The organism is Rhizobium sp. CCGE 510, from assembly GCF_000292525.1.
In the GTDB taxonomy this organism is placed as follows: Bacteria; Pseudomonadota; Alphaproteobacteria; order Rhizobiales; family Rhizobiaceae; genus Rhizobium.
Genome location: NZ_AEYF01000035.1, coordinates 35,296 through 59,702 on the forward strand (window position 1 = coordinate 35,296; position 24,407 = coordinate 59,702).

Here is a 24,407-nt window from a genome sequence, read left to right on the forward strand (position 1 = left end):
GCTCGTCACTGCGCCCGCAGAACCTCGTTCCAGTGCGCGATCAGCCGCGCCCGTTTCACCTGGTCGAGATAGACCATCAGCCCGGGGCTGACCGGCACCGGCCGCAGTTGGGCGCCGAGCAATTCCTGCAGCGTATTGGCGGTATTTTCTCCCGCCACTTCGGGGCTGACCGCCGGAATCTGCAGTTCGCGCGCCATGATCGTCTGCCCCTCCCTCGACATGAAGAAGGTGAGATAGCGGCGGCCGAGCTCCGGCTCGGCTGCCGCCTGCGGCACCAGCCCGATCCTCGACATCACCACGGTATAATCCTTAGGCAGCACGATGCCGACATCCGGATAGCGCGAGGCCCAATCGGCCGCATAGGAGCCGAGAATATTGTAGCCGAGCACGAAGCGCCCGTCGGCAACACGCTCCAGGATCGCCGAACTCGTTGAATAGAGCTTGACGCCGGCAGCCCCCATCGCTCCGATCACCGACCAAATGTCGCCGAACTGCTCCTGGTCACGCGCCATGAACAGAAACCCGACGCCGGAGCGCTCGATATCGTAGGTGCCGATCCGCCCATAGACGTCGTTGCCCTTGCGGCTCAGGTAATCGACGAATTCCGCCCGCGAGCTTGGCACCGGCTCATGCGTAAAGCTCGGCTTGTGATAGACGAACACCGCCGGCTCGAAGGTCAGCGCATAAGCGGTGTTGCGCCAGTTCGCCCATTTCGGCCAGGCGGCACTCATCGGCAGGTTGCTGATCTGCGCATATCCGTCATTGGACAGTTTCACCTGCAGGTCCATCGCCGAGGAAAACGCAAAGTCCGCCGTCTTCTTGCCGGCATCTGTCTCCCTGACGATCCGGTCGTAGATGTCGCCGGTCAGCATGTCCTCATACCTGACCGCAACCTCGGGATTGGCTTCCTGGAAACCCCGGATCATCGGCTGCGCCAACGGCTCGTCGAGCGAGGAATAAACCGTCAGCACCGGCGCATCCGCATTGCCCGACTTCGCAGGATAGAAGGCCTGATCGGCGAGCGCGAAGCCCGGCCAACACGCCAGTAGCAAGATGAAAACTCTCCTCATGCCCCAACAATGCCTGAGCATGCCGGGGGGAGCAAGGGCGAGAGATCTACAGCTGCTCCTCGCCTAGAGAATCGCGCACGGATCTGACAGGGAGTTTGCCTGGAGCAAATATCCGATATCGTCAAAGACTTCTGACGACACCATTCTCCTTAGCCGCTTTACCAATCCAACTGCTGAGCAGCGATGCGGCTGCATGGCTTTGCGACACGATTTGAGGCACCAGGTCGATATCCGGAAGACTGCCCAGCCCGAGCGGCCCCATGGCGAACAAACCGTGCAGCATGCTCGACTTGGTCCGTCCGCATTCGTCTACCGCGATGCCGAGTTCCAGTTCGTCACGCGTTGCAAGACCAGCAACAATAACCGAGCGGATCAGTGGGCTATCGACACCGGATGGTCGAAAACGGCAATCTATCGTCAAATCCGCGGCGAGAACCTCGAGCCCGGTCGGCGCCGAAAACAGCACTCCGTTCGTGGCGATACGATCCACTTTCCCCTTCCTCACGGTGATCGCGCCGCTTGCGATCGCATGATGCAGGCGTTGATAATGCTCCGGTGGCAACCGGTTGCGATGACTGTCGTAAATCGCCTTGACGTGACGTTTGAACCGGGCGCGCTCTTCTTGCGTCAGTCCCGCCCAGAGATCACGCGCGCGCGAACGAAAGCCGTTCATGATGCCTTGCCATCCGGAACCTTCCAGATTGGCTCTCTCGGCAGCCTCACGCAGGAAGCGGAAAGCGCCGCGCAACGTTGCCGGCATAGGTTGGTCTGTAACAACCGATCCGACAGCCGCTGGAGCATGCGACTGAGGCAGAAAGCCCGATTCCGAGATCAACGTTACATGTGAAATCTTGGCGTCTGCCAGCAAGCCGAGCGCCCTATCGACCGCACGGATGCCGCCGCCGATCACGACGGCACTTTGCGCTCCGGCGGCAGGCGCCTCACCCGAATTTTCACGCAAGCCGGAGCCGGTCGCAAGAAACACGGCATCGAAGCGCGCGTGCTGTTCAGCTCCGAGGGAGACCGAGTATCCTCGGTCCAGATGCCTGTCGACCGCCGTCACGGCGTCCGAGGCGAATTGGACGACGACATCGGGCCGGCTCGTCAGGGCTTCGGAGAAGCGCTTATATACATAGGTGCTGAAGATTTCTCCGGATACAAAAGCATGTTCGATACCTGCGCGATCCGAGATCGGACGATCATCCCAGCTGCCATTCGTTTCCAGCCAGCGGCGAAAATCGTCTGGCAGTTCGGGGTCGACGGAAAGGTCGCGAACGCGGCTCGTCAGCACGGTCGAGGCGGGCTGACTTATGCCCTCACCAATATCGATCTTTGCTCGCGGATCGAACATTATCAGATGGAAAGGCCGATCGACTCTTTTGAAAAGAGCGATTGCGGTCATGATCCCGGTGAAGCCCCGGCCGACGATCGCAATCCTTACGAGATGGTCCGCATTCCGGCTCTCCGAATTCGAAGAACGTGGCGAGAGAAGAGTCATTCATCGGCTCCTTCTGCGTTCGAGTGGCCGGCATCTATCGGCCGGATTGGATCTGCATATTCTCTATTAAAATAATAGAAAATAACGCCTCGGGCGCAAGCCCAATTCGACGTGAACGATAAACCCTCCGACTTTTGCCTCTGAAGAGTTCCGCCCCTCTGTCTCCACCAACGATTTCAGCCATTGCCGAAAGGCGACCCGCCGATTGAAAATATTTTTCCAACTCTTCTGAAAAAAGAGAGGAATTTTAGAGCGCCAGCTAAGATCCGTGCAATTCTAAGCCATCTATTGTCGAGAGGATTGACTTAACTTCTAAATGCCGGATGTCGCAACGTCCTGCCTCTAGAAGGAAGGTAGCATGACGGTTCCACTGGTGAGCTTGAGCAATCTATCGACAGAGCCACTGCCTTCGCCTCAGGTTGCCGCGATATGGGAAGCCCTTTGCGCCGAAGCCGTCAATGCTTCGCTCAAAGATGCCGCGCTGACGCGTGCCATGAATTCCGCAGTGCTCTACCATGCGAGCTTCGCCCAGGCACTGGCTCAGCGGATCGCAATAAAACTTGCCAATCACGACCTCGACCATGATGAGCTGCTGGCGGTGATTGCGCAGGCGTTCCTCAGCAATCGGAATATTGTCGCCGATGCAGCGGCGGACTTGATGGCGATTAAGGAACGCGATCCGTCGAACACGGAAATTCTGACGCCATTCCTGTATTTCAAGGGATTTGTAGCTCTACAGGGACAACGCGTCGCCCATTGGCTTTGGCATCATGACCGCCTCCATTTGGCGCGCCACATACAGAGCCGAATTTCCGAGGTCTTCGGCGTCGACATCCATCCCGCCGCAAAGATGGGCAGGAGTATCATGCTCGATCACGGAAGCGGATTGGTCATCGGCGAGACGGCAGTCGTCGAAGACGACGTTTCCATACTCCAGAATGTCACATTGGGCGGGACAGGCAAGGAAACCGGCGATCGGCATCCCAAGGTACGGCGCGGCGCTCTTATCGGCGCGGGAGCCAAGATTCTCGGCAATATCGAAATTGGTATCGGCGCCAAGGTCGGTGCGGGCAGTGTGGTCGTAGATGCTGTCACAGCCTATACGTCCGTCGTCGGCATTCCGGCAAGGCAAGTGGGCAGACGCCACTTCAACCTCCCTGGTATCACGATGGACCAAACCTTGTCTGAACCGGAATATATGATCTAAGTCGCTGCCATCCCCGTCTCCCTGACGATCCGGTCGCAGATATCCCCGGTCAGCGTATCCTCGTATTTGACCGCACGGCGGGATTGACCTCCTGGAAACCCTGGATCATCGGCTGCGCCAACGGCTCGTCGAGCCAAACCACATTTGAGCTGGTTTGCTCCTATTCAGTTTGGATGCCTGTGTTTAGCGTCACATAATAACGCGCAACAGCAACATCCATCTCTGCAATTACCAGTTGATACACCAATCGGGCACTCTTAGCGCCACCGTCTACAGCTTTCAACGTAAGATCAATTATTTCCTGAGGTGAGTTGGCCATTCGAAAAGTTGGAGCCACAAGTAGATCATATCCGTCCTTGTTCCATTCAGTGTCACCTTGATCGTCAGATTTTGCTATTTCATCTTCCACTTCACTATCAATTCGCTGCTTTGCATCGGACAGCATTCGTAGGACTTCCTCAAGGTCTCCTTGCTCGATTGGTCTCTTTTGATCGCGCATCCGAGACTTTGCGCGTCTCGCGATCGCCTCTAACTCATGATTAGCCGCCATAGCAGCACCCACTGCGGCGTTGAACTTTTTCGACGGAACCCGCAGGATTTTGGGTGATAGGCCCGGCTCTGCTTTGCGTCGTAGGAAACCAAGCATTGTGTGTTCTCTCGTTCAAGGGAAACCGCCCCGGGTTTGCCGGAGACCGTTTGGTTTAAGTTATGTGGCCATGGCTGGCGCGTCCAGCATGGCGTAGTATCGTTCTTCAGCTTCGGCTGTGGAATGTTGCCGACGGGCTCCAAAGACGGCGGTACCGCCGCGCCAATGAGGACTTCGCCATCTGGATGCGCGACCTTCTGCGCTTCCCTTAAAGCTGAACCGCTCTAGACGGCGACCCATTCCATCAGCGCATTTTGTGCATGCAGCAGGAAGGCCTTGGCGGCGCGACTTTGGCAAAGCGGATGCTCCATCGCCTCGACCGTCACCTCCTGGCCGCGCGTCACCGGCGGGCACGGCAGGAAGATCGCATCCTCCCGCAGCCGCTCGAGCAGATCGCTCCCGATCCGGTAGCTGGCAAGCGCCTCCGAGGCGGCACCGCCCGGCCATGAATCGGTGATGACGATGTCGGCATCCAGTAACTCGCCCATATCGGTGCTCACGCGAAAACGCCTGTTGAGCAGCGCGGCGTCACTTATGTGCCAGCGCTCGGGATAGACCTGCACTACCTCGATCGGCAATGCGATCGACGCTTCGGCCCAGGAACGGAGAATATTTGCGTCCGCCGCCACGCCAACGACCTTCAACCGATCGATCGAGCCACGCCGGCTCTTGATATAGGCAAGGTCGCCGAGCGTCTCGCAGGGGTGGTTGGAGCGCGTGCGCGCATTGATGACAGGCACCGGCGAGGCTGCCGCCACCGCCTTCAACGTAGAAAGCTCCTTCGTGCGGATCACCAGCATGTCGAACCAGTTGCCAAGATAACCCGCAAGATCGCCGGCTTCCTCTCGGCCGCTGAAGCCGATCGGCACATGCACGCAGATACCGCCCATCGCCTGGATACCGAGATCGAAGGCACTCGTGTTTCGCCAGCCGTCGTCGTCGGCGATCAGCGCGACGCGTCTGCCCACGAGGTTCTGCGGCAAGGCGCGCTCTTCCCAAGCTACCCTGAACTCCCCGGCGCGAGCGATAATCGATCGAAGTCCAGCCTCCGGAATATCATGAAACTCCAGAAAATTCCGGGCCGAACCTGTCATCCAAAATCTCCGTCGTGCATGAACCTCGCCACAATAACCGGCGCCGGCCGCACAGCAACCGTCGCGCAACCGCGAATCACATTCCGCGGCAGGTCCGGCTTAAGCCCCAAACTGATCGACAGCCACCGTTCATACACCGATGCCAAAGCATCGGCTGAAGCAGATCGCTCCGCTTTCGTCGATTATAATCGCCTTTTCATCACAAAGGATTAGCACTGAACGCGGCCCTTCACCCATTCAGAGTATTGATGAAGATCGGCGACGCTATATGGTCGCGCAGCCGTGTCAAAACGTCGAAACCGCCCGAATTTCTATTCGGGGGACGACTCTACGCGACAAAAACTCTATAAAAAGCTAGACTAAACTGGGAAGATCCATGGGAGGGGTCATGGAACGACGACTGAGCGCTATTCTCGCTGCAGATGTCGTTGGCTACAGCCGACTGATGGGCATCGATGAGTCAGGCACGTTGCAGGCGCTGAACCGCCATCGCTGCGAACTGATCGACATTCGTATTTCAGACTACAAGGGCCGGATCGTCAAACTCACCGGTGACGGCATCCTTGCTGAATTCCAGAGCGTGGTGAATGCCGTCGCCTGCGCCGCCGAAATCCAGCGCAGCATGGCGTCCCGTAACGAGAACGTGCCCAAGGACGAGCGCGTCGAATTCCGTATCGGCATCAATCTCGGCGACGTCGTGGTCGAGAACGACGATATCTTCGGAGATGGCGTCAATCTCGCCGCCAGGCTTGAGCGCATCGCAGCGCCGGGCGGCATCGCCGTGTCGGCCTCGGTGCGCGATCAGGTCGGCTCGCGTCTCAATCTCGGCTTCGAATTCATCGGCGAGCATGTGCTGAAGAACATCCGGCAGCCGGTTCAGGTCTATACCGTTACCCTGGCGCCGCCCTCCTCGGCGAAATTGGTCGCGCAGAACCGCAATACCTGCTTCATCGCGGTGCTGCCCTTTACCAATATGAGCGGCGATGCCGACCAGGACTATTTCTCCGACGGCATCACCGAAGACATCATCACCGATCTCTCCAAGATCTCCAGCCTGCACGTCGTGCCGCGCAATACCATCTTCACCTACAAGGGCATATCGGTGAAGGTGAAGCGGCTCGCCCAGGAACTTGGCGTGCGTTACGTGCTCGAGGGAAGTGTGCGCATCTTCGGCAATCGCGTGCGCATTTCCGGCCAGCTGATCGACACCGCCAATGGCGATCATCTCTGGGCCGAGCGTTATGACCGCGACCTGACCGACATTTTCGCCATCCAGGACGAGATCACCCATGCGATCGTCGGCCAGTTGAAGGTGCGTCTGCTGCCGGAAGAAAAGAAGGCAATCGCCAATGAGCCGACCGCCAATGTCGAGGCCTATACCTATTATCTCAGGGGCCGCCAGCTCTCCCACACCTGGACCAAATCCTATCTAGAACTCGCAAGGCGCATGTTCTGCAAGGCGGTCGAACTCGATCCGGATTATGCCCGCGCCTATGCCGGCATCGCCGATTGCGACGCGGCGATCCGCGATTGGGCACCTGATGACGTGCCGCTGAGGCGCATCCTTGAGATGAGCGCCCGCGCGCTTGCGCTTGATCCCGACCTTCCCGAGGCCCACGCCTCTCACGGTCTGGCCCTGCATCAAAGCGGCTTTGACGATAGGGCGGCGGCGGCCTTCGAACGGGCATTGGCGCTCGATCCGAACCTCTTCGAGGCGAATTTCCATTATGCCCGGTTCTTCTTCATGCACGGCAACTTTGCCGAATCGGTTCAATATTTCACCCGCGCCGCCGCGATCCGCCCTGACGACTACGTCTCGCCGATCCACCTGATGTCCGCCTACCGCTCGCTCGGCCGCGTGTCGGATACGGAAAACTGGGCGCGCCTCGGCTTGCTGCGCGCCGAACGCGCGCTGAACGTCAATCCGGAAAATTCCGGCCCGGCCCATCGCGGCGCGCTGGCGCTTGCCCATATGGGCGATATCAAGAGGGCACGCGACTGGGCCGCCCGCGCGATCGCCATCGATCCTGACGACATCGTCGCGCAGTATAATCTCGCCTGCGTCTATTCAGTGCTCGGCGACGTCGACCAGTCAATCGATCTGCTGCAGAGGCTGCTGCCGCACAGCTCCGTCTACCATATCAAATGGTTCGACAATGATTCTGATCTCGACAACATCCGCGACGATCCCCGCTTTCGCACGCTGCTGGCCTCCGCAATGATGCAGCGCGAACGGGTCGAAATGACCGGCAGCTGACGCCGGGCTTTCCCGCCGTTGACTGGCGCATCGCCGGAAAATCGGGGCTCGTTTTCGGAAAGCACGATGCGAGGATTGAAAGTGTTCCAGCGTCCTTCGCGAGTCTGAAGGACGCGCGGCGCTGCAAGCTTCAAAATCGCTGTGACATCACTCCTCCACCTCTATAATCTCCTCTGAAAAACAGGGGGAGATCCGTGCGCATCCTGCTCACTGAAGACAATATCGCGCTGGCCGACGGCCTGTCGGCGATCTTGCGCGGCACGGGCCATGCCGTCGATGTCGTTCACGACGGCGCATCCGCCAATGCGGTCATCGCCGCTGAAAATTTCGATCTGGTGATCCTCGACCTCAACCTGCCCGAGATGGACGGGCTCGACGTGCTGCGCGCCATGCGCGCCCGGCAGAACCAGGCAGCCGTCCTCATCCTGACCGCGCGCGGCACGCCGGAAGAACGGGTGAAGGGTCTCGATCTCGGCGCCGACGATTATCTGATCAAACCCTTCGACATATCAGAATTCGAGGCCCGCGTGCGCGTATTGCTACGCCGCCAAGCCGGGCTGCGCTCGGCGACTGTCAGTTTTGGCGGCATCTCGTTCGATCTCAATTCCCGAGCCTTTTCGGCAGGCGCCACGCCGCTGGACATTCCCGCCCGCGAGTTAGGACTGCTCGAAATTCTTTTCATGCGGGCCGGCAAGGTCGTCGCCAAAGAGGCGATCATCCAGTCGCTGACGGCCTTCGACGACGACATTTCTTCAAATGCCATCGAGCAATATGTCAGCCGCCTGCGGAAACGCCTTTCGCCGCACGGCCTGACGGTCAAGACTGCCCGCGGCATCGGCTATTATCTCGACAAGCTCCCCGAGGCCTCATGAAAGCCGGCTATTCCCTCAGACGCCGGCTGCTCTTCTGGCTGCTCGTCTCCACAGCCGTCATCGGCACGCTGGCACTCGCCGATACCTATCGCGAGGCGGTCCAGACCTCGAACATCGTCTCCGACCGTGTGCTCGCCGGCTCGGCGCTGGCGATCGCCGAACGTGTCGTCGTTGCCGAGGACGGTACGCTGCAGGTCGATATCCCCTATGTTGCGCTTGAAATGCTGACCTCGGCCGCGCAGGACCGCGTCTTCTACCGCGTCGACGGTCCGCCGGGCAAATTCATCACCGGCTACCAGTCGCTGCCGGTCCTGGAGAAGACGCCCGCCAATGCGGCCGCCTTCGCCGACGACAGCTTTCGCGGCGAGCCGATCCGCGTCGCCACACTCGAACGCTCCGCCTCGACGGGCATCCGCTCGGTGCCCTTCGTCGTGACGGTCGCCGAAACCACCATCGGCCGCCGGCAGCTGGCGCAAGCAATCCTCGTCCGCTCGGCACTCCGCCTCGCCTTCATGATCGCCGGTGCCGCCGTCATCGTCTGGATCTCGGTCACCGTGGCCCTGCGTCCACTCTATAAGCTCGGCGACGCCATCGGCGAACGCAGCCCCGACGACCTGCATCCGATCGAACAGACGGTGCCGAGCGAGGTCCAGCCGCTGGTCGATACGGTAAATAGCTTCATGGTCCGCTTACAATCGGCCCTCGATGCGCTGCGCCATTTCACCGGCAATGCCAGCCATCAGCTGCGCACGCCGCTGGCGATCATCCGCACCCAGCTTGCTCTCTCCGCCCGCGCCGGCTCGCTTGAAGAGGCGCAGGCGGCAGCGCTGAAGGGGGATCAGGCCGTTGCGCATGCCGAGCGCATCCTCGCCCAGCTTCTGCTGATGGCAAAGATCGACGCTGCCACTGCCAAGGAGGCGTTGACCGCCTCCGCCATCGATCTTGCCGCCATAGCCCAGGAAATTACCGGCGAGCAGATCCCGACGGCCGCCGTCGCCGGCATCGATCTCGGTTTCGAGGGCGAGAGCCCGGCGATGATCCGCGCCGAGCCGTTGCTGATCGGCGAAATGCTGCGCAACCTTGCCGGAAATGCCATCGCCTATGCCGGCAAGGGCGCTGAGGTCACCGTCCGCATCATCGCCGCCGCAGAGACGATCCGGCTCGAGGTCGAGGACAACGGCCCCGGCATTCCACGTAACAAGCTGGAGGCGGTGCGCGGACGTTTTTCGCGCGGCAATGAAACGGCGGCGCCGGGCGCCGGCCTCGGCCTGCCGATCGTCGAGGAAATCGCCAATCTTTTCAATGCCGACCTGACGCTGGAGCCGGGCCCGGACGGCAAGGGCCTGAAGGCGGCCGTCACCTTCGCCAAAGCGGCGTGAAAGCCTTCGGCCCTGCAGCGCCGCGCATCTTTTCAGACGCGCCAGGGACGACCGCAATACTTTAAACCGCCGCATAATTGCCGGTGACCTTTCCAGCTTGCTTTCTTTCGCTGCATTGCACACACTGATTTTGGGAACAGCAAGCCGCACGACGATGCGCGCCGGATAAAAGAGAAATATGTCGATCAAAGCCAGCATCTATCATCTGACGCACTATACTTATGACAAACCGATCCGCCTCGGCCCACAGATCATCCGGCTGAAACCTGCCTCGCATTCCAAGACAAGGGTGCTCAGCCACTCGCTGAAGGTCACGCCCTCCAATCATTTCGTCAACCTGCAGCAGGACCCCTACGGCAACTACCTTGCCCGCTATGTCTTTCCGGACCCGGTGACGGAATTCAAGATCGAGGTCGATCTCGTCGCCGACATGACGGTCTATAATCCCTTCGACTTCTTCGTCGAGGAAGAGGCGACCAAGTGGCCCTTCGGCTATCCTGAAACGATCCAGGAAGATCTGTCGATCTACATGACGCCGGAGCCGGCCGGCCCGCGCCTGAAGGCGCTGCTGCCGACGCTCGACTGGTCGCCCGACCAGCCGACCGTCGATATGATCGTCGGCCTGAATGCCCGTCTGCAACAGCAGATCGGCTATGTCATCCGCATGGAAACCGGCGTGCAGACCCCGGAGGAAACGCTGGAAAGCGCCAAGGGCTCCTGCCGCGATACCAGCTGGCTGCTCGTCCAGATCCTTCGTCATCTTGGCCTGGCCGCCCGCTTCGTCTCCGGTTATCTCATCCAGCTGACGCCGGACCTGAAGGCGCTCGACGGCCCCTCCGGCACCGAAGTCGATTTCACTGACCTGCATGCCTGGGTGGAGGTTTATCTGCCCGGCGCCGGCTGGGTCGGCCTCGATCCGACCTCCGGTCTGCTGACCGGCGAAAGCCACATCCCGCTTGCCGCCACGCCACATTACCGCAACGCCGCGCCGATCTCCGGCGGTTATTTCGGCGAAGCCGAAACCGAATTCGCCTTCGACATGAAGGTCTCGCGTGTCGCCGAACACCCGCGCATCACCAAGCCCTTCTCCGATGAAAGCTGGGATGAACTCAACGACCTCGGCGAGAAGGTCGACCGTATCCTCGAGGCCGAAGACGTGCATCTGACGATGGGCGGCGAACCGACTTTCGTTTCGATCGATGATTTCGAGTCCGAGGAATGGAACACTGCCGCCGTTGGTCCGACCAAGCGCGAAAAGGCTGACAGCCTGATCCGCCGGCTGCACGAACGCTTCGCACCCGGCGGCTTCCTTCATTACGGCCAGGGCAAATGGTATCCGGGCGAAAGCCTGCCGCGCTGGACCTTCTCGCTCTACTGGCGCCGCGACGGCAAGCCGGTCTGGCAGAACCTCGATCTGGTCGCCGCTGAAGGCAAGGATACCGGCGTCACCGCCGAGGATGCCGGCAAGTTTCTGACGGCGATCGCAAAGGAACTGGCGATCAAGCCTGACATGGTGCAGCCGGCCTATGAGGATCCGGCCGACTGGATCATCAAGGAAGGCAATCTTCCCGAAAACGTCGATCCGGCCAATTCGAAACTGAAGGATCCCGAGGAACGCAACCGCATCGCCCGGGTCTTTGCCCGCGGACTCACCGTGCCCACTGGTTACATCCTCCCGGTTCAGGCATGGAACGCCAAGGCGGCGGAAAGCCGCGTCTGGGTCAGCGAGAAATGGCGCACCCGCCGCGGCAAAATCTTCCTCTTCCCGGGCGACAGTCCCATCGGCTACCGCCTGCCGCTTGGCACCCTGCCCTATGTCCCCCCGGCGCGTTATCCCTATATCCATCCCGCCGATCCGACGATCCCGCGCAAACCGCTGCCTGACGTTTTCGTCCCGGCCGGCCGCGCCTTGCCAGAAGCCTCCTTCCAGGCCGGCGAGAGGAATGGCAGCCGGATCGAACAGACGCTCAGTGAAATCGGCGGCGCCGTGCGCACCGCCATGTCGGTCGAACCGCGCGACGGCAGGCTCTGCGTCTTCATGCCGCCGGTCGAGCGCATCGAAGATTATCTCGAACTGATCGCCGCTGCCGAAAACGCCGCCGCCGAACTCAAGCTTCCCGTCCATATCGAAGGTTATCCGCCGCCGCAGGACGAGCGCATCAACGTCATCCGCGTCGCCCCGGATCCGGGCGTCATCGAGGTCAACATCCATCCGGCCTCGAACTGGAAGGAATGCGTCGCGATCACCACGGCGATCTACGAGGAGGCGCGTGACACCCGGCTCGGTGCCGACAAATTCATGATCGACGGCCGTCATACCGGCACCGGCGGCGGCAACCATGTCGTCGTCGGCAGCGCCAATCCGAACAACAGCCCCTTCCTGCGCCGTCCCGATCTCTTGAAGAGCGTCGTCCTCCACTGGCAGCGCCACCCCTCGCTCTCCTACCTCTTCTCCGGCATGTTCATCGGCCCGACCAGCCAGGCGCCGCGCATCGACGAGGCTCGTCACGACAGCCTCTACGAGCTGGAGATCGCCATGGCGCAGATCGCTGCCCCCGGCAGCGGCCAGCCGCCGCTGCCATGGCTCGTCGACCGCCTGTTCCGCCACCTTTTGACCGACGTTACCGGCAACACCCACCGCGCCGAGATCTGCATCGACAAGCTGTTCTCGCCGGACGGTCCGACCGGACGGCTCGGCCTCATCGAGTTCCGTGGCTTCGAGATGCCGCCGAACGCCCGCATGTCGCTTGCCCAGCAATTGCTGGTGCGCGCGCTGATCGCCCGCTTCTGGGTCAACCCCGTCGACGGCAAATTCGTGCGCTGGGGCACAACCCTGCACGACCGTTTCATGCTGCCGCATTTTGTCTGGGCCGATTTCCTCGACGTGCTCGCCGACCTTCGCGCAAACGGTTTCGACGTCAGCCCGGAATGGTTCAAGGCTCAGCTCGAATTCCGCTTCCCTTTCTGCGGCGAGGTCGAATACGAGGGCTCCAAACTGGAGCTGCGCCAGGCGCTGGAACCGTGGCACGTCATGGGCGAGGAAGGTGCGCCGGGCGGCACCGCCCGCTACGTCGACAGCTCCGTCGAGCGCCTTCAGGTGCGGTTAGAAACCAGCAATACCGCACGTTATACCGTCGCCTGCAATGGCCGCACCCTGCCGCTGACGCCAACCGGCACCTCCGGCGTATCGGTCGCCGGCGTCCGTTACAAGGCGTGGCAGCCGGCCTCCGGCCTGCATCCCGTCCTGCCGATCAACACGCCTTTGACTTTTGACATTTATGATACATGGTCGAAGCGTTCGATCGGCGGCTGCATCTATCATGTTGCCCATCCGGGCGGCCGGACCTATGACACCTTCCCGGTCAACGGCAACGAGGCGGAAGCAAGGCGGCTCGCCCGCTTCGAGCCGTGGGGACATACGGCGGGCGGTTATATCCCGCGCCCCGAGACGGGTTCGCTTGAATTCCCGCTGACGCTGGATCTGAGGCGGCCCGCCGGAATTTGAAGCCGGGGGTGAAGCTGAGGTTAAGGCCGGGGGTTTAGGGCTTGGGTTTTGATGGGTAAGAGGCCGGCAGTAGAGCGCAAGGAAGAGGCAGAGGACCGCACCGGCAAACGTGCGGCCTTCGACTATGCGCCGCTTCCTGGCACCGCCGACGAGATGGTCGACAATAAAGGTGTTGTCCGCCCGGTCTGGAAGAATTTCCTATCGCATCTGAGCGCAATGCCGGAAAAGGATCTCGCCGAGCGTTTCGCCCGCGCCGACCGCTATCTCCGGGATGCCGGCGTCTTCTACCGGGCCTATGGCAGCAGCAAGGGCACCGGCGAACGCGCCTGGCCGATCTCGCATATTCCGGTGCTGATCGACGAGCGCGAATGGCAGACGCTTTCAGCGGGCCTCGTCCAGCGCGCCGACCTGCTGGAGGCGATCGTTGCCGACATCTACGGCGACAACCGGCTGGTGAAGGAAGGGGTGCTGCCGCCGGCGTTGATGGCCGCCAATCCCGAATTCCAACGCCCGCTCGCCGGCATCCGGCCGGCCTCCGGCAATTATCTACATTTCTGCGCCTTCGAGATCGGCCGCGGACCCGACGGCAATTGGTGGGTGCTGGCCGATAGGACACAGGCGCCATCAGGCGCCGGCTTCGCGCTGGAAAGCCGCGTCGCGACGACCCGGGCCTTCTCGGATATCTACGCCGAAACCCCCGTCCACCGCCTTGCCTCCTTCTTCGGCGCCTTCCGCGACGCGCTACAGAGCATGAAACATTCGGGCGACGACCGCATCGCCGTGCTGACGCCAGGCCCCGCCAACGAGACGTATTACGAACACGCCTACATCGCCCGCTACCTCGGTTTCATGCTGCTCGAAGGCGAGGACCTCACCGTCGTCAAGGGCCGCGTCATGGTGCGCACCGTCGCCGGCCTGAAGCCGATCGGCGTGCTCTGGCGCCGTCTCGATTCGGCCTTTGCCGACCCGCTGGAGCTGAACCAGAATTCGCATATCGGCACGCCCGGCCTCGTCGAAGCGCTGCGCGCCGAAAGCGTCACCATCGTCAATGCGCTCGGCACCGGCGTTCTCGAGACCCGGGCGCTTCTGGCCTTCATGCCGACCATCTGTCACCGGCTGCTGGGGCAGGATCTGCTACTGCCTTCGATCGCCACCTGGTGGTGCGGCCAGGAAGAGGAGCGCGAGCACGTCGCAAAGAATATCGAGAAGATGGTGATCGGCCCGGCCTATTCCCGCGCCCCCTTCTTCGACGACAGCGGCGAATCCGTGCTCGGCTCGTCGCTGCGTGCGGCCGCCAAGGATTCGATCACCGACTGGCTGAGTTCGGACGGCCCGAAACTTGTGGGACAGGAGGTCGTCACGCTCTCGACGACGCCCGCTTGGGTGGACGGTAAGCTCGTGCCGCGGCCGATGTCGCTGCGCGTCTTCGCCGCCCGCACCGCAAGCGGCTGGCAGATCATGCCCGGCGGTTTTGCCCGCATCGGCTCCGATGCCGATGTCGCGGCAATCGCCATGCAGTCGGGCGGAGCGGCCGCCGACGTCTGGATCGTCAGCGACAAACCCGTCGAGCGCCACACGCTGCTGCCGGCCGAAGGTAGCTTCACCCGCAACATGCCGGGCAGCCTGCCAAGCCGGGCGGCCGACAATCTGTTTTGGCTCGGCCGCTACATCGAGCGCGCCGAAGGGGCACTGCGCATCCTGCGCGCCTGGCATGCCCGTTATGCCGAAGCCGCCGATCCGAGCCAGCCGCTGCTCGCCGACGTCTCCGATTATCTCGCCGCCGTCGATATCGATACCGCCGCGGCCGTGCCGGAGACGCTCCTGCGCCACATCGACAGCGCCGTTTATTCCGCCAGCAATATCCGCGACCGCTTCTCACCGGATGGCTGGCTCGCACTCAACGATCTCGCCAAGACCGCACGCCGCTTCCATGTCGCCGTCGCTGCCGGCGATGACGCCAGCCACGCGATGACGATCCTTCTGCGCAAGCTCGCGGGCTTCGCCGGTCTGGTGCACGAGAACATGTACCGCTTCATGGGCTGGCGCTTCCTCTCGCTCGGCCGCTATATCGAGCGCGGCCTGCACATGACGCGCCTGCTCGGCCACATGTCCGGCCCGGAAGCGCCCGACGGCGCGCTCGACATGCTGCTCGAGATCGGCGACAGCGTCATGACCCATCGCCGCCGCTACAACGTCAATACGGCACGGCTGACCGTCACTGATCTTCTGGCGCTCGACCCCCTCAACCCGCGCTCGGTCCTCTTCCAGGTGAACGAGATCCACCACGAAGTCGAGCAACTGCCGAACGCCCTGATCAACGGCCAGATGTCGCCCTTCTACCGCGAGGCGATGCGGCTCCATTCCGGCCTGGCGGTGATGACGCCGGAGGGTATGGGGGTCGAGGTCTATCAACGGCTCGAACGCGAATTGGAGCAGCTTTCCGATCTGCTCGCCCAGACTTATCTCGGGTGACATCGATGCTCTATGATCTTTCCCTTCGCATGGGTTACAGCTACGACGTGCCGGCCTCCGGCGCCCGCCACATCATGCGCCTGATGCCGCTGTCGCTGACCAACCGGCAACGTCTGGTCGCCGGCTCGATCACCATCTCGCCGACGCCGGACGAGCAGTCGCATTTCGTTGATTTCTTCGATCATCCCGCCACCGCCTTCATGCTGCGCGCACCGCACGAGACGCTCGACATTCGCATGCAGGCCCGCGTGCAGGTGGAAAGCCAGCCGATCGCCGCCGATTTCTCGCCGTTGCTCGCCGACCTGCCGGAGGAGATATCAGGCATCTGGTCGCTGGCGCCGGATTCGCCGCACCACTTCCTCGGCGACAGCCCGCGTCTGACCCAAGCGCGCGAGATCAGCGACTATGCCCGAAGCTGCGCCATGCCTGATCTGACGGCGATGCAGATCGCCCATGCGCTCTGTGCGCGCATCAACAAGGATTTCACCTACGACCCCGAGGCGACGACGGTGGACACGACGCCGCTTGAAGCATTCAGGCTGAAGCGCGGCGTCTGCCAGGATTTCACCCACATCATGATCCTGGCTCTTCGGAGCCTCGGCATTCCGGCCGGCTACGTCTCCGGTTTCCTGCGCACCATCCCGCCGCCCGGCAAGGAAAGGCTGGAAGGTGCGGATGCCATGCATGCCTGGGTGCGGGTCTGGTGCGGCGAGACGATCGGCTGGATCGAGCTCGACCCGACCAACAACATCCCTGCCGGCACCGACCACATCGTCGTCGCCTATGGCCGGGACTATTCCGACGTCGTTCCCGTCATCGGCGTGTTGAAAAGCTATGGCGGCCAGCGCGCTGTCCAGGCAGTCGATGTCATCCCGCTGAAATAAATCCCAAAACTGGAAGAACTCGCCGATTCGTTAAAATTCTATTGATGCCGTAAGGATAACGGAAAGGAGGCCCGTGCCTAATGTCACCCACAGGGTCTATTTCGGGTGAACATGATGAGCACCTCTTTTTTGCATCCCTGCCTGCGTCGCATGTTCAGCGACCGTGGCGGGAATTTCGGTATGATGACGGCTATCCTGCTGCCCGTTCTTTTCGGCGCAGCCGGCATGGCGATCCAGGTGGGCGATATATTGCTCTCCAAACAGCAACTGCAGGAAGCCGCCGATTCGGCTGCACTGGCAACCGCCACCGCCTTGGCAAAGGGTACAATCCAAACCTCTGAGGCCGAAGCCTTCGCGCGAAATTTCGTTGCCGGCCAAATGGCGAATTACCTGCAGACCGGCGTCGACATCAAGAGCGCGACAGGCGTCGGTGTCCAGACAAAGACATCGGGCAAATCGACATCCTATCAGGTTACGGTTTCACCGGGTTACGATCTCACGGTCAATCCACTGATGAAGGCGGTCGGTTTCAGTACGCAGCATCTTTCGACGTCGAGCACGACGGTCAGCGGCAATTCGCAAACCCAAGGCTCCGTTTCCATGTTCCTCGTCCTCGACCGGTCGGGTTCAATGGGCGAAGACACTGCGACGGTCAACGCGTCGGATCCCACGGAAGAATACGAATACGATTGCAGCGAAAGAGACAGGTACGGCAACGTAACCAAGAAGAAGACCTGCACCGACACGCGCCCTCACTACTACACCAAAATCGAAGCCCTGAAGCTTGCTGTCGGCACGCTGACGGCTGAACTTGACGCGGTCGATCCCGACAAGGAATATGTCCGTACGGGCGCGGTTTCCTACAATATCGAAATGCAGAAAGCCAAAGCGCTGGATTGGGGCACCTCCCACGTCACCAAATATGTCAACAAGCTGACGGCAACCGACGGGACAGACTCTGGCGAGGCATTCAAGACGGCCTACAACAAGCTTGCCGACACCGCCGAAGACAAGGCCCACACGGACAAGACGGGGCAGGTTCCGACAAAATATATTGTCTTCATGACGGACGGAGACAACAACTATGCCTCCGCCGATACCGAAACGAAAACGTGGTGCGACAAGGCCCGCGACGCCAAGATGCAAGTCTATACGATTGCCTTCATGGCGCCGGCGCGTGGCCAGGCGTTGCTGAGCTATTGCGCGACAGCGCCGGGCAACTACTTCCCCGCTGGCGACATGACGGCGCTCCTGAAGGCTTTCAAGGAAATCGGCATGAAAGCATCCAACCAGGTGACGCGTCTGACGAACTGATAAAACGTCCGACAACGCGTCGGAACAAATCGGCGCGGCTTTTCGTTATCGCTATCCCATCCACCTGATCGGGAAAAGCGATTGAAATCAATCCCCTTGAACCCCGTAAATATGAAGGTTTCGCAATTTTTTCGTTTGTCCAAATCCTTTGTTGCAAGTGCTTAGTAACGATGCATAAACTGTCGTCGGCACAAGCGACAAATTGATTGAATCAGGGATAACATCCTGAAACCAAATTAAAATTGGCGAGATCTGACAATGAACACCATTTCCAAGCCGGTTATCCCTTCCCCCGCCCCGCGCAGCTCGAAGCCGGAAATTCTCGCCGAAGAAATCATCGAACGCCTGACCTATCGCATCGGCAAGGATGCCAAGGTGGCAAAGCCGCATGACTGGCTGACGGCGACGATCCTGGTGGTGCGCGACCGCATCATCGACAGGTGGATGGCCTCAACCCGCGAAGTTTATGCAACGGGCGCCAAGCGCGTCTATTATCTTTCCCTCGAATTCCTGATCGGCCGCCTGATGCGCGATGCCGTCTCGAATCTCGGCCTGATGGAGGAGGTGCGCGATGCACTCACCTCGCTCGGCGTCGATGTCAACGTCATTGCCGGCCTGGAGCCGGATGCCGCCCTCGGCAATGGCGGCCTCGGCCGTCTGGCAGCCTGTTTCATGGAAAGCATGGCGACGGTCGACGTCCCCGCCTATGGCTACGGCATCCGCTATGTCCACGGCCTCTTCCGCCAGCAGCTGGCCGACGGCTGGCAGGTGGAGCTCCCGGAAAACTGGCTCGCCCACGGCAATCCCTGGGAGTTCGAGCGCCGCGAGAGCGCCTATGAAATCGGCTTTGGCGGCGCTGTCGAATTCATCACAACCCACGACGATCAGCCGCGCTACGTCTGGAAACCGGCTGAGCGTGTCATCGCCGCCGCCTTCGACACTCCGGCCGTCGGCTGGCGCGGCAAGCGCGTCAACACGCTGCGCCTCTGGTCGGCGCAGCCGATCGACCCGATCCTGCTCGATGCCTTCAATGCCGGCGACCACATCGGCGCGCTGCGCGAAAGTAACAAGGCCGAAAGCCTGACCCGGGTTCTCTACCCTGCCGATGCCACCCCGGCCGGCCAGGAACTGCGCCTGCGCCAGGAATTCTTCTTCTCCTCGGCCTCGCTGCAGGACATCCTGCGCCGCCACCTGCAGCAATACGACGATTTCACCTCGCTGCCGGACAAGGTGGCGATCCAGCTGAACGACACCCATCCCGCCGTCTCGGTCGCCGAACTCATACGCCTGCTCTGCGACGTGCACGGGATGGATTTCGACCAGGCCTGGGACATTACCCGACGCACCTTCTCCTACACCAACCACACGCTTCTGCCCGAAGCGCTGGAAAGCTGGGCGGTGCCGCTGTTCGAGCGTCTGCTGCCGCGCCACATGCAGATCATCTATGCGATCAACGCCAAGATTCTGATCGACGCCCGCAAGGGCAAGAACTTCTCCGACGGTGAAATCCGCTCGATCTCGCTGATCGAGGAAAGCGGCGACCGCCGCGTGCGTATGGGCAATCTTGCTTTCGTCGGCTCGCATTCGATCAACGGCGTCTCGGCGCTGCACACCGACCTGATGAAGGTCACGGTCTTTGCCGACCTGCACAAACTCTATCCCGACCGCATCAACAACAAGACCAACGGCATCACACCGCGCCGCTGGCTGCAGCAGTGCAATCCCGGTCTCACCGGCCTGATCCGCGAAGCGATCGGCGACGAATTCCTCGACGACGCCGAGAAGCTGCGCCCGCTTGAGGCGCATGCTTCGGATCCGAGCTTCCAGGAGAAGTTCGCAGCGGTAAAGCGGGCGAACAAGGTAGCGCTCTCCAACCTGGTCGCCAGCCGGATGGGCGTGAAGCTCGATCCGTCGGCCATGTTCGACATCCAGATCAAGCGCATCCATGAATACAAACGCCAGCTGCTGAACATCATCGAAGCCGTCGCCCTCTACGACCAGATCCGTTCGCATCCCGAACTCGACTGGGTGCCGCGGGTAAAACTCTTCGCCGGCAAGGCGGCGCCGAGTTATTACAATGCCAAGCTGATCATCAAGCTGATCAACGACGTCGCCCGCACCATCAACAACGATCCGTCGGTGCGCGGCCTGCTGAAGGTCGTTTTCGTGCCGAACTACAATGTCTCGCTCGCCGAAGTCATGGTTCCGGCCGCCGATCTCTCCGAACAGATCTCGACCGCCGGCATGGAGGCGTCCGGTACCGGCAACATGAAGTTCGGCCTCAACGGTGCGCTGACCATCGGCACGCTGGATGGCGCCAATGTCGAGATGCGCGACAATGTCGGCGAGGACAACATTGTCATCTTCGGCCTCAAGGCCGACGAGGTCTCGAAGGTCCGCAGCGATGGCCACAATCCCCGCGCCATCATCGAGGGCTCGCGAGAACTCGCCCAGGCGCTCGCCGCCATCGGCTCCGGCGTCTTCTCGCCCGATGACCGCAACCGTTACACGGCGCTGATCGACGGCATCTATTCGCACGACTGGTTCATGGTCGCTGCCGATTTCGACGCCTATGCTCAGGCGCAGCGCGAGGTGGATCAGATCTGGACCGACCAATCCGCCTGGTACTCCAAAACGATCAACAACACGGCGCGGATGGGCTGGTTCTCTTCCGACCGTACGATCAGGCAATATGCAGACGAAATCTGGAGAGCCGGATGAAAACGCCGAAAACCGTCCCTGAAGTAAAGCTTTCCTGGGAAATTTCGGCAGATGAAATCGCGGCGATCCTTGCCGGCTCGCATTCCAATCCCTTTGCCGTCCTAGGTGTGCACCAGGCAGGCGATGCCTTCGTTGCCCGGTGTTTCATCCCGGGTGCGGAGGAAGTGACCGCCATGACGCTCGACGGCAGCGTCATCGGCGAACTGAAACAGCTCCATGCCGACGGCGTCTTCGCTGGCCCGGTTTCCCTCACCAAACTCCAGCCGGTGCGTTACCGCGCCAGGCGCGGCGATGCCGAATGGGCTGTCACCGATCCCTACAGCTTCGGTCCGGTGCTCGGGCCGATGGACGATTATTTTGCCCGCCAAGGCTCACACCTGCGTTTGTTCGACAAGATGGGCGCCCACCTGATCAAGCATGATGGCGCCCAGGGCATCCATTTCGCCGTCTGGGCCCCGAATGCGCAGCGCGTCTCCGTCGTCGGTGATTTCAACAATTGGGATGGCCGCCGCCACGTCATGCGCTTCCGCTCCGATAGCGGCATCTGGGAAATCTTTGCCCCGGACGTACCGATCGGCGTAGCCTACAAGTTCGAGATCCGCGGCCAGGACGGCGTGCTGCTGCCACTGAAGGCCGATCCCTTCGCCCGCCGCAGCGAGCTCCGGCCGAAGACCGCCTCTATCACCGCCGCCGATCTGGAGCAGGATTGGGAAGACGAAGCTCACCTGAAGCACTGGCGCGAGACCGACAAGCGCCGCCAGCCAATCTCGATCTACGAGGTGCATGCCGCCTCATGGCGGCGCCGGGACGACGGCACAATGCTTTCCTGGGACGAGCTCGCCGCCAGCCTCATCCCCTATTGCGACGACATGGGCTTCACCCATATCGAATTCCTGCCGATCACCGAACATCCCTATGATCCCTCCTGGGGTTATCAGACGACAGGCCTCTACGCGCCGACCGCTCGTTTCGGCGAGCCGGAAGGTTTCGCCCGTTTCGTCAACGGCTGCCACAAAGTCGGCATCGGCGTCATCCTCGACTGGGTGCCGGCACATTTCCCGACCGACGAGCACGGCCTCGGCTGGTTCGACGGCACGGCGCTCTACGAACACGAAGACCCGCGCAAGGGCTTCCACCCGGACTGGAGCACGGCGATCTACAATTTCGGCCGCACCGAGGTCGTTTCCTATCTCGTCAACAACGCGCTCTACTGGGCCGAGAAATTCCATCTCGACGGTCTGCGCGTCGATGCCGTCGCCTCGATGCTTTATCTCGATTATTCGCGCAAGCATGGCGAATGGATCCCGAACGAATATGGCGGCAACGAAAACCTCGAAGCAGTCCGCTTTCTGCAGGACCTCAACATCCGCATCTACGGCAATCATTCCAACGTCATGACCATCGCCGAGGAATCGACCTCCTGGCCGAAGGTCTCGCAGCCGGTCCATGAAGGCGGCCTCGGCTTCGGCTTCAAGTGGAATATGGGCTTCATGCATGACACGCTGAGCTACATGAGCCGCGATCCCATATACCGCGGACACCATCACAACGAGCTCACCTTCGGCCTGCTCTACGCCTATTCCGAAAATTTCGTCCTGCCGCTCTCGCATGACGAGGTCGTCCATGGCAAAGGCTCGCTGATTGCCAAGATGCCGGGCGATGACTGGCAGAAATTCGCCAATCTGCGCGCCTACTACGCCTATATGTGGGGCTATCCCGGCAAGAAGCTGTTGTTCATGGGCCAGGAATTCGCCCAGTGGAGCGAGTGGAGCGAGGAGAAGTCGCTCGATTGGAACCTGCTTCAGTATCGCATGCACGAGGGTATGCGGCGCCTGGTGCGCGATCTCAATTTCACCTACCGCAGCAAGCCGGCGTTGCATGAGCGTGACTGCGAGGGCGAAGGTTTTGAATGGCTCGTCGCCGACGACCACCAGAATTCGGTCTTTGCCTGGCTGCGCAAGGCGCCGGGCCAGAAGCCGGTCGCCGTCATTACCAATTTTACCCCCGTCTACCGCGAGAACTACACGATCCGCCTGCCGTCCGCAGGCCGCTGGCGGGAAATCCTGAACACCGATGCCGACATCTATGGCGGCAGCGGCAAGGGCAATGGCGGGCGCGTGCAGGCCGTCGATGCTGGCGGCGCCATCACCTGCTCGATCACCTTGCCGCCCTTGGCGACAATCATGCTTGAACCTGAAAATTAGTGACTGGTGGGAGGAGAAAATGGTAGAAAAGCGCGTTCAGCCACTTGCTCGCGATGCAATGGCTTATGTTCTGGCCGGCGGCAGGGGGAGCCGTCTCAAGGAACTCACCGACCGGCGTGCCAAGCCGGCCGTCTATTTCGGCGGTAAGGCCCGCATCATCGATTTCGCCCTGTCGAACGCCCTGAACTCCGGCATCCGCCGCATCGGGGTTGCCACGCAATACAAGGCGCATTCGCTGATCCGCCACATGCAGCGCGGCTGGAACTTCTTCCGCCCCGAGCGCAACGAAAGCTTCGACATTCTGCCGGCCAGCCAGCGCGTTTCGGAAACGCAGTGGTATGAAGGCACAGCCGATGCCGTCTATCAGAACATCGACATCATCGAGGATTATGGTGTCGAATACATGGTCATTCTCGCCGGCGACCACGTCTACAAGATGGACTACGAATGGATGCTGCAGCAGCACGTCGATTCCGGCGCCGACGTCACCATCGGCTGCCTGGAAGTGCCGCGCATGGAAGCGACCGGCTTCGGCGTCATGCATGTCGACGAGAAGGACGAGATCATCGCCTTCGTCGAGAAGCCGGCCGATCCGCCGCCCATTCCCGACAAGCCGGATTTCGCCCTTGCCTCGATGGGCATCTACGTCTTCCACACCAAGTTCCTGCTCGATGCGCTGCGCCGCGACGCAGCCGATCCGACCTCGAGCCGCGATTTCGGCAAGGACATCATTCCCTATATCGTCAAGAATGGTAAGGCGGTTGCCCACCGCTTCGCCAAGTCCTGCGTCCGTTCCGATTTCGAGCACGAGCCCTATTGGCGCGACGTCGGCACGATCGACGCCTATTGGCAGGCCAATATCGACCTGACGGCGATCGTTCCGGAGCTTGACATCTACGACAAGTCCTGGCCGATCTGGACCTATGCCGAGATCACCCCGCCGGCGAAATTCGTCCATGACGACGAGGATCGCCGCGGCTCGGCCACCTCCTCCGTCGTCTCAGGCGACTGCATCATCTCCGGCGCCAGCCTCAACAACAGCCTGCTCTTTACCGGTGTCAGAGCCAACTCCTTCTCCAAATTGGAAGGTGCGGTCATCCTGCCGAACGTGAAGATCGGCCGGCGGGCGCAGCTCAAGGATGTGGTGATCGACCATGGGGTCGTCATTCCGGAAGGCTTGGTCGTCGGCGAGGATCCCAAACTCGATGCCAAGCGCTTCCGGCGGACGGAAAGCGGCATCTGCCTGATCACCCAACCGATGATCGACAAGCTGGATATCTGACT

15 protein-coding genes and 1 pseudogene are annotated in these 24,407 nt (G+C 61.1%); 11 read left to right on the top strand and 5 right to left on the bottom strand.

Annotated features, from left to right (window positions below; all coding sequences use genetic code 11):
* Positions 1–5 precede the first annotated feature (5 nt).
* Both RCCGE510_RS16460 and RCCGE510_RS16465 read right to left on the bottom strand, forming a co-directional pair.
* Positions 6–1,052, bottom strand: a complete 1,047-nt coding sequence (locus RCCGE510_RS16460; RefSeq protein WP_007631704.1) for an ABC transporter substrate-binding protein — start codon at positions 1,050–1,052, stop codon at positions 6–8.
* A gap of 139 nt (positions 1,053–1,191) precedes the next feature.
* Positions 1,192–2,472, bottom strand: a complete 1,281-nt coding sequence (locus RCCGE510_RS16465) for an FAD/NAD(P)-binding protein (RefSeq protein WP_240539664.1) — start codon at positions 2,470–2,472, stop codon at positions 1,192–1,194.
* Positions 2,473–2,926: 454 nt separating this feature from the next.
* On the opposite strand from RCCGE510_RS16465, the gene cysE reads away from it, so the two are divergent.
* Complete coding sequence (cysE, locus tag RCCGE510_RS16470; protein ID WP_007631707.1) at positions 2,927–3,775, top strand: serine O-acetyltransferase; 849 nt, start codon at positions 2,927–2,929, stop codon at positions 3,773–3,775.
* A 14-nt stretch (positions 3,776–3,789) separates the two neighbouring features.
* Here cysE and RCCGE510_RS34780 read toward each other — a convergent pair.
* From RCCGE510_RS34780 to RCCGE510_RS16480, 3 genes and pseudogenes are all read right to left on the bottom strand, one after another.
* Positions 3,790–3,917 (bottom strand): annotated as a pseudogene (locus tag RCCGE510_RS34780) (ABC transporter substrate-binding protein); the annotation flags it as partial.
* An 18-nt stretch (positions 3,918–3,935) separates the two neighbouring features.
* Positions 3,936–4,421: a hypothetical protein gene (locus tag RCCGE510_RS16475; RefSeq protein WP_007631711.1), complete on the bottom strand. Its 486-nt coding sequence runs from the start codon at positions 4,419–4,421 to the stop codon at positions 3,936–3,938.
* Between the two features lie 224 nt (positions 4,422–4,645).
* Complete coding sequence (locus RCCGE510_RS16480) at positions 4,646–5,515, bottom strand: ornithine carbamoyltransferase (RefSeq protein WP_007631712.1); 870 nt, start codon at positions 5,513–5,515, stop codon at positions 4,646–4,648.
* A 388-nt stretch (positions 5,516–5,903) separates the two neighbouring features.
* On the opposite strand from RCCGE510_RS16480, the gene RCCGE510_RS16490 reads away from it, so the two are divergent.
* The 10 genes from RCCGE510_RS16490 to glgC all read left to right on the top strand — a co-directional run bounded on the left by RCCGE510_RS16490 (position 5,904) and on the right by glgC (position 24,405).
* Complete coding sequence (locus RCCGE510_RS16490) at positions 5,904–7,772, top strand: adenylate/guanylate cyclase domain-containing protein (RefSeq protein WP_007631714.1); 1,869 nt, start codon at positions 5,904–5,906, stop codon at positions 7,770–7,772.
* Between the two features lie 194 nt (positions 7,773–7,966).
* The gene (locus RCCGE510_RS16495) at positions 7,967–8,644 is read left to right on the top strand and encodes a response regulator transcription factor (RefSeq protein ID WP_007631715.1); all 678 of its coding nucleotides are present in this window, start codon (positions 7,967–7,969) and stop codon (positions 8,642–8,644) included.
* Positions 8,641–10,023 carry a sensor histidine kinase gene (locus RCCGE510_RS16500; RefSeq protein ID WP_007631716.1) on the top strand — a complete coding sequence of 461 codons (1,383 nt, stop codon included), beginning with the start codon at positions 8,641–8,643 and terminating at the stop codon, positions 10,021–10,023. The genes RCCGE510_RS16495 and RCCGE510_RS16500 overlap by 4 nt, the downstream gene beginning before the upstream one ends.
* Before the next feature lie 178 nt (positions 10,024–10,201).
* Positions 10,202–13,528, top strand: coding sequence for a transglutaminase family protein (locus RCCGE510_RS16505; protein WP_007631717.1), 3,327 nt, complete (start codon positions 10,202–10,204; stop codon positions 13,526–13,528).
* Between the two features lie 51 nt (positions 13,529–13,579).
* Positions 13,580–16,000 carry a circularly permuted type 2 ATP-grasp protein gene (locus RCCGE510_RS16510; RefSeq protein WP_007631720.1) on the top strand — a complete coding sequence of 807 codons (2,421 nt, stop codon included), beginning with the start codon at positions 13,580–13,582 and terminating at the stop codon, positions 15,998–16,000.
* A 5-nt stretch (positions 16,001–16,005) separates the two neighbouring features.
* Positions 16,006–16,884 (top strand): transglutaminase family protein, encoded by an 879-nt coding sequence (locus RCCGE510_RS16515; RefSeq protein WP_007631722.1) that lies wholly within the window; start codon positions 16,006–16,008, stop codon positions 16,882–16,884.
* A 114-nt stretch (positions 16,885–16,998) separates the two neighbouring features.
* A complete protein-coding gene (locus tag RCCGE510_RS16520) occupies positions 16,999–18,198 on the top strand; it encodes a TadE/TadG family type IV pilus assembly protein (protein WP_007631725.1) in 1,200 nt (399 codons plus the stop codon).
* A gap of 258 nt (positions 18,199–18,456) precedes the next feature.
* Positions 18,457–20,919 (top strand): glycogen/starch/alpha-glucan phosphorylase, encoded by a 2,463-nt coding sequence (locus tag RCCGE510_RS16525; RefSeq protein ID WP_007631727.1) that lies wholly within the window; start codon positions 18,457–18,459, stop codon positions 20,917–20,919.
* The gene (gene glgB / locus RCCGE510_RS16530) at positions 20,916–23,123 is read left to right on the top strand and encodes a 1,4-alpha-glucan branching protein GlgB (protein ID WP_007631728.1); all 2,208 of its coding nucleotides are present in this window, start codon (positions 20,916–20,918) and stop codon (positions 23,121–23,123) included. Before RCCGE510_RS16525 ends, glgB begins: the two co-directional genes overlap by 4 nt.
* Before the next feature lie 19 nt (positions 23,124–23,142).
* Positions 23,143–24,405 (top strand): glucose-1-phosphate adenylyltransferase, encoded by a 1,263-nt coding sequence (glgC, locus tag RCCGE510_RS16535; RefSeq protein ID WP_007631729.1) that lies wholly within the window; start codon positions 23,143–23,145, stop codon positions 24,403–24,405.
* The last annotated feature ends 2 nt before the right edge of the window (positions 24,406–24,407 follow it).

Excerpts from the sequence above, each read along its gene's own strand:
- RCCGE510_RS16465 (WP_240539664.1), bottom strand. The coding sequence starts at position 2,472 with ATGACCGCAATCGCTCTTTTCAAAAGAGTCGATCGGCCTTTCCATCTG.
- cysE (WP_007631707.1), top strand. The coding sequence starts at position 2,927 with ATGACGGTTCCACTGGTGAGCTTGAGCAATCTATCGACAGAGCCACTG.
- RCCGE510_RS16475 (WP_007631711.1), bottom strand. The coding sequence starts at position 4,421 with ATGCTTGGTTTCCTACGACGCAAAGCAGAGCCGGGCCTATCACCCAAA.
- RCCGE510_RS16480 (WP_007631712.1), bottom strand. The coding sequence starts at position 5,515 with ATGACAGGTTCGGCCCGGAATTTTCTGGAGTTTCATGATATTCCGGAG.
- RCCGE510_RS16490 (WP_007631714.1), top strand. The coding sequence starts at position 5,904 with ATGGAACGACGACTGAGCGCTATTCTCGCTGCAGATGTCGTTGGCTAC.
- RCCGE510_RS16500 (WP_007631716.1), top strand. The coding sequence starts at position 8,641 with ATGAAAGCCGGCTATTCCCTCAGACGCCGGCTGCTCTTCTGGCTGCTC.
- RCCGE510_RS16505 (WP_007631717.1), top strand. The coding sequence starts at position 10,202 with ATGTCGATCAAAGCCAGCATCTATCATCTGACGCACTATACTTATGAC.
- RCCGE510_RS16510 (WP_007631720.1), top strand. The coding sequence starts at position 13,580 with ATGGGTAAGAGGCCGGCAGTAGAGCGCAAGGAAGAGGCAGAGGACCGC.
- RCCGE510_RS16515 (WP_007631722.1), top strand. The coding sequence starts at position 16,006 with ATGCTCTATGATCTTTCCCTTCGCATGGGTTACAGCTACGACGTGCCG.
- RCCGE510_RS16520 (WP_007631725.1), top strand. The coding sequence starts at position 16,999 with ATGAGCACCTCTTTTTTGCATCCCTGCCTGCGTCGCATGTTCAGCGAC.
- RCCGE510_RS16525 (WP_007631727.1), top strand. The coding sequence starts at position 18,457 with ATGAACACCATTTCCAAGCCGGTTATCCCTTCCCCCGCCCCGCGCAGC.
- glgB (WP_007631728.1), top strand. The coding sequence starts at position 20,916 with ATGAAAACGCCGAAAACCGTCCCTGAAGTAAAGCTTTCCTGGGAAATT.
- glgC (WP_007631729.1), top strand. The coding sequence starts at position 23,143 with ATGGTAGAAAAGCGCGTTCAGCCACTTGCTCGCGATGCAATGGCTTAT.